We start from the raw sequence: 4,300 nt of genomic DNA, 5'->3' as shown, positions 1-4,300 counted from the left end.
GCGGGGCCAGCTCGCCCTTGCGCGTCTTGAGGCGGTTGGCGACGGCCTGGGTGAAGGCCTCGATGGAGTCCGTGACGGCCAGATCCTTGAGGCCGCCGGAGGTGCGGGCGGTCTCGAGATCAGCATCCTCGAAGAAGCCCTGGCCCCAGGCATAGTCCAGCCGCAGGTCGCGGCCGAGGTACGGCGCCAGTGTCTCAGCGGTGCGTCTCTTCATGGCGACCCCGTATCGGTGATGAAGGTCGCCGCGGGCGGGCCGAGGATGGCGAGGGTGCCAGGGCCGCTGGGGATCTGATCGCCCATGCGAACCAGTCCCTGTCCACTGATCTTCACGCTTCCCGAGCCACCAGCGCCGTTGCCGATGGGCAGGACGTAGGGAGCGCCGGAGACCGAGTTGACCATCTGGCAGAGGCTGCCGACAGCGGCCAGGGGCATGCCGCCCGCGGTGGCGATGACCTGGACAATGGTGGTGATCACGCCGGAGTCCGGCGGCCCAGCCACGCCGGGCGTCAGCACCACGTTGCATCCGATCGTCACAGGAGATCCTGGCACGGTGGCGTCCTCTTCACGATGGGCTGAACTGCGTGTTACCCGCCAGCGACACCGACGGGCCCTTGACCTTGGCTTCGCTCTGGCCTTCCAGGGTGGCCGAGGCCCCCTTCACCGAGACATCGCCCTGCGCCTCCAGCTTGATGCTCCCCTGCGCCTTGAGCTCGACGTCGCTCTGCGACTCGACGGTGACCTTGCCCTTGGCAGCGATGGCCACGTCGCCGTCCTTGTTCACGGTCACCGTGGTCTCTCCCATGGTGACCGTGAGCTTCTCGTCCTGGAGGGTCACGGTGCAGCCGCTGGGGAGCTCGACATGGAAGCGCCTGGCCTCGGCGTCCTCCTCGTCGGGAGGCTGGTAGACGACCTCGTGCAGCTTGCCGACCGGGGGATGAGCCTGGTCGTCATAGAGACAGCCGGTCACCACCGGCGCATTGAGGACGCCGCCGAGGAAGTGGACGAGCACGAGGTCACCCTCGTTGGGCAGACCGGAGAAGCCCAGGCGGTGGACCGCGACTGGCACCCGCTGGAGCTCCACGCCCGAGGCTCGCAGGCGGACGTTGACCTGGTGGTTGCCATCGCTGTCCGCGGCCTCCGTCGGGTGGGCCAGGGTCACCGTGGCCAGCTCGGGCAGGCGCACGCGGGTCAGCTCGTCGCGGATGATGGCCCGCAGGACTGTCACCAGCTCGCTCATGGGAGACCTCCGAGTCCGCCACCGCCCGCGGACTCCACAGTGAGCGTGGTGGTGAAGCCAGCGCGCGCATCCAGGACGTGGTCCACGGCGAGGACGCGCAGGGTGGGTGGATCGCCCGCGGGCAGGCTGCTCACGTCCACCCGCGCGCCCGGGCGCAGATCCGCCCGCCCGGGGACGGTCAGGTGGCCGCGGAGGCTGGCGCGGGAGGCGCGTGCAGAGAGGGCCTGGCCGAGCTGATCCGCCGCGTCGCGGGTGCGGAAGGCCGGGATCACGCGGACTGGGGCCGAGGCTCCTCCCGCGGGGTCGCGCTGGATCCAGTGCCACTTCTCGGACCCGGCGCTGCTGGCCGCACCCGAAGGAGCCACGCTGGGAGCAGTCGGCGCGCTCCCTGGGCCGAGGTGCCAGCCGAGGAGCTCCGCACCGAACCGCAGGGTGACGTCCGCCGCGCCGGGCTGGATCGGGATGAAGCGGAGCCCGCCGTCCGGGCTGCAGCCCACCTCCGCGCCGGTGAGTGCGGCGAGCTCGAGCAGGTGCGACCAGAGGGAGCGACGGTCGTCCACGCTGTAGGCCTCGAGCTGGAGGTCTCCTTGAACTTCGTCCACGGTGATGTCCGAGGCCATATCGCGGACGACATCGCCCACCGTCTGCGAGGTCCACGTCTGGGAGCGCCGGGCCCGGGAGAGAGCCACCGTGGCGGCGAGGCCTTCGAGCAGCGCGCCATCGGGCCCAGCGCGCAGCGCCGTCACCTCACCGGACCAGACGGCCTCCTCCTCGTCGAGGTTGCCCAGGGAGATAGCGAGCGTGTCGCCCGGCGCGGCCTCGGCCAGAACGGACCTTGGCCACACCGCCAGCGCCGCGGAGTCGTGCGCTCCCGAGAGGCCGAGGTGAATCTCCAGCCGGACGAGCGCCGCCTCCGCCGCGCTGTAATCGCGGCCAGCGAGCGTGAAGATGGCGTTTGGGCGGACCAGGCTCACGGATCGAGGCCCTCCAGGTCGATCCCCGCGCGCTCCGCCTCTCGCCTCAGGATCCGGTCCAGTTGCTGCGTCAGCTTCAGCTCCTCCATGCGCTCAGCCAGCACCGCCGGCACAGGAGGGGGTTGCGCCGACGACAGTGGCAGCGTCGCCGGGCCTTGCGGCACAGGTCTGCCCACCGGCGACACCCGAGACGGCACCGCTGAAGGCGACGACGCCAGTGAGGGCCTCCCTCGCGTGGCGGGCTGCGAACCGGTGTTCGTGGCCGGGAGCGAACTCCCAGCCGCTCGTGCTGCGAGACCCGCCAGGCCTCCCTTCCGCGCTGTGATCCCCTCCCCCCGTCCCTCCTCCCGCTCCTCCTCTGCGTTCACTGCCGTGCGCTCCCGCTGCTCGGGGCCGCGAGCGACGTGGCGCCGAGGCTCGAGGCGCTCCAGCGCCCGGTCGATCCGCTGAGCCACTGAAGCCCCGGGAAGCCCTTCCGCGCGGCTCGTCGCCACCTGCGACACTGCCGCCTGCGCCACCTCTTCCACCACCACGGGAGTATCCAGCGCCTGCGCTACCCCTGCCCGCTCCGCCCGCTGCTTGAGCCGTGCGCTCGCTTCCACAGCGCTCACTGCCGCCACCTTCGCACCCTTGCGAGGCGGCACCGCATCTCCTGGCCTCTCAGCTGGAGCCGTTCGAGGCACAGTCCGCTTCTGCCGTGCGGTCCGCTTCTGAAGTGGAGAGGCCACGGCTCCCGGTGACGCGGCCGCCGATGCGCCGCCTGGGCGCCGTCGCGAGGGCTGAGCGTCGGTCAGCGAGGCCATCTGCTCCAGGTGCTCCGGCGATATCCCGGGTGAGGCCAGGGTCGGCTTCTCCCTCGCCCCTCCCTTCCTCACAGCGGCCGCGGCCCGTCGTCTCCGCGGAGCCTCTTGCGCGGGCACGCCCTCCTCGGTCCGAGCCGCCGAGCCCACTGGGAGCGCCGCCTCCCCCTCCTCCGCCGTGAGCCGAGCAACCGCGCGTTCCAGGCCCGCCTCGCCCAGTGCCGGGCTCAGCAGCGGCGTGAGCAACGCCTGGGCGTTCGCCTCCACCAGGCCGAGCTCGGGTGAGAAGCGCTCATCCCACGAGAGCGTCGGCTCGAGCGCAGACAGCGCCCGCCCCGGCGCTGCCGCCAGACCCAGGAGCCGCCGCCAACCCTGGAGCATCCGGTCCGTCATCGCTCCAGTGCCTCTCCCTGGCCGTTGCGCGCCAGCATCTCGAGGTACAGCAACACCTGCCCGACTGTGAGCTCAGAGCACTCCGCCGGCGTCCACCCGAACTCCCGGGCCAGGACGAAGCACGCCTTGGCGAGCGGCGCCTTCACCGCGCGGTCCAGATCGTCCTCGCCCAGGGAGAGCCCGCTGATGGCGTTGACCTTCTCCAGCAGGAACTGGACGACACCCGCGGAGAGACTCCCCACCTGCTCCACGCTCAGCTTGGGTGTCACGAGTGCCTGCTGCACCATCAGCACGCTGGTCAGCACCCGCTGCTCCTTGGCCGCCCGCGACACCCGCTCCACGTCCCGGATCTGCAGCGGGCGCAGCACCACCTCTCCGGCCGTGCCCACCACACCCTCCTCCGCGCCTGGACGCAGCACGGACGATGGCAGCGCCACCGTGAAAGTCCCCGCGGCTCCCGCGAGGAGCTCTTCGGCCGAAAGGTTTGCCATGACCGTGATCTCCGTCTGCCTATGCCGTGGTGTCTTCGACCTTCACCCACAGCGCTCGGAAGCTGAGCTTCTCCATCACGAAGTCGTCCTCCGGCAGGGTGTAGGCCCACTCCTCGATCTTCACCCCCGCCACGGTCACCGTGGCCGTCGTCCCGGGCTGCGACGGGTTCTCCAGCCGCAGGCTCAGGTTGAACGAGGGGCCCACGAAGGTGCCCGCCGGCCGCGAGTCCGCCGCGTCCCCCAGCATCAGCCTCAGCAGCGCCCCGTTGACGTGGGCCCGCTCGATGGTGCCGAAGACGTTCATGTTCCCGGGGCGGAGCTCGGTCGCGAACCGCTGCCCCAGCTCATGGAAGGGCTTCACATCGTTGGTGACTCTCACCGTCACCCCGGTGCACCGCCCGATCG

The 4,300-nt window shown here is 71.1% G+C and carries 7 protein-coding genes; all 7 read right to left on the bottom strand.

The window, feature by feature from the left end; translation table 11 throughout:
* Nucleotides 1-214, bottom strand: a 214-nt coding sequence (locus tag VD972_RS13040; protein ID WP_324986139.1) for a hypothetical protein, incomplete at its 3' end; no start/stop codon positions are given.
* On the bottom strand, nucleotides 211-534 hold the full coding sequence (locus tag VD972_RS13035; RefSeq protein ID WP_324986137.1) for a hypothetical protein: 324 nt from the start codon (nucleotides 532-534) through the stop codon (nucleotides 211-213). The genes VD972_RS13035 and VD972_RS13040, both read right to left, overlap by 4 nt.
* 28 nt (nucleotides 535-562) lie before the next feature.
* Nucleotides 563-1,237, bottom strand: coding sequence for a phage baseplate assembly protein V (locus tag VD972_RS13030; protein ID WP_324986135.1), 675 nt, complete (start codon nucleotides 1,235-1,237; stop codon nucleotides 563-565).
* A complete protein-coding gene (locus VD972_RS13025; RefSeq protein ID WP_324986132.1) occupies nucleotides 1,234-2,211 on the bottom strand; it encodes a hypothetical protein in 978 nt (325 codons plus the stop codon). The genes VD972_RS13030 and VD972_RS13025 overlap by 4 nt, the downstream gene beginning before the upstream one ends.
* Entirely contained in the window at nucleotides 2,208-3,404 is a 1,197-nt protein-coding gene (locus VD972_RS13020) for a hypothetical protein (RefSeq protein WP_324986128.1), read from the bottom strand. The genes VD972_RS13025 and VD972_RS13020 overlap by 4 nt, the downstream gene beginning before the upstream one ends.
* Entirely contained in the window at nucleotides 3,401-3,895 is a 495-nt protein-coding gene (locus tag VD972_RS13015; protein ID WP_324986125.1) for a hypothetical protein, read from the bottom strand. The genes VD972_RS13020 and VD972_RS13015 overlap by 4 nt, the downstream gene beginning before the upstream one ends.
* Before the next feature lie 19 nt (nucleotides 3,896-3,914).
* A partial coding sequence (locus VD972_RS13010; RefSeq protein ID WP_324986122.1) for a hypothetical protein occupies nucleotides 3,915-4,300 on the bottom strand: 386 nt, incomplete at its 5' end.

This window comes from Hyalangium sp. (assembly GCF_035629615.1).
Lineage (GTDB): Bacteria > Myxococcota > Myxococcia > Myxococcales > Myxococcaceae > Hyalangium.
The sequence above is the reverse complement of the archived record's forward strand: the minus strand, read 5'-3'. Positions and strand labels throughout refer to the sequence as shown.

Excerpts from the sequence above, each read along its gene's own strand:
- VD972_RS13030 (WP_324986135.1), bottom strand. The coding sequence starts at position 1,237 with ATGAGCGAGCTGGTGACAGTCCTGCGGGCCATCATCCGCGACGAGCTG.
- VD972_RS13020 (WP_324986128.1), bottom strand. The coding sequence starts at position 3,404 with ATGACGGACCGGATGCTCCAGGGTTGGCGGCGGCTCCTGGGTCTGGCG.
- VD972_RS13015 (WP_324986125.1), bottom strand. The coding sequence starts at position 3,895 with ATGGCAAACCTTTCGGCCGAAGAGCTCCTCGCGGGAGCCGCGGGGACT.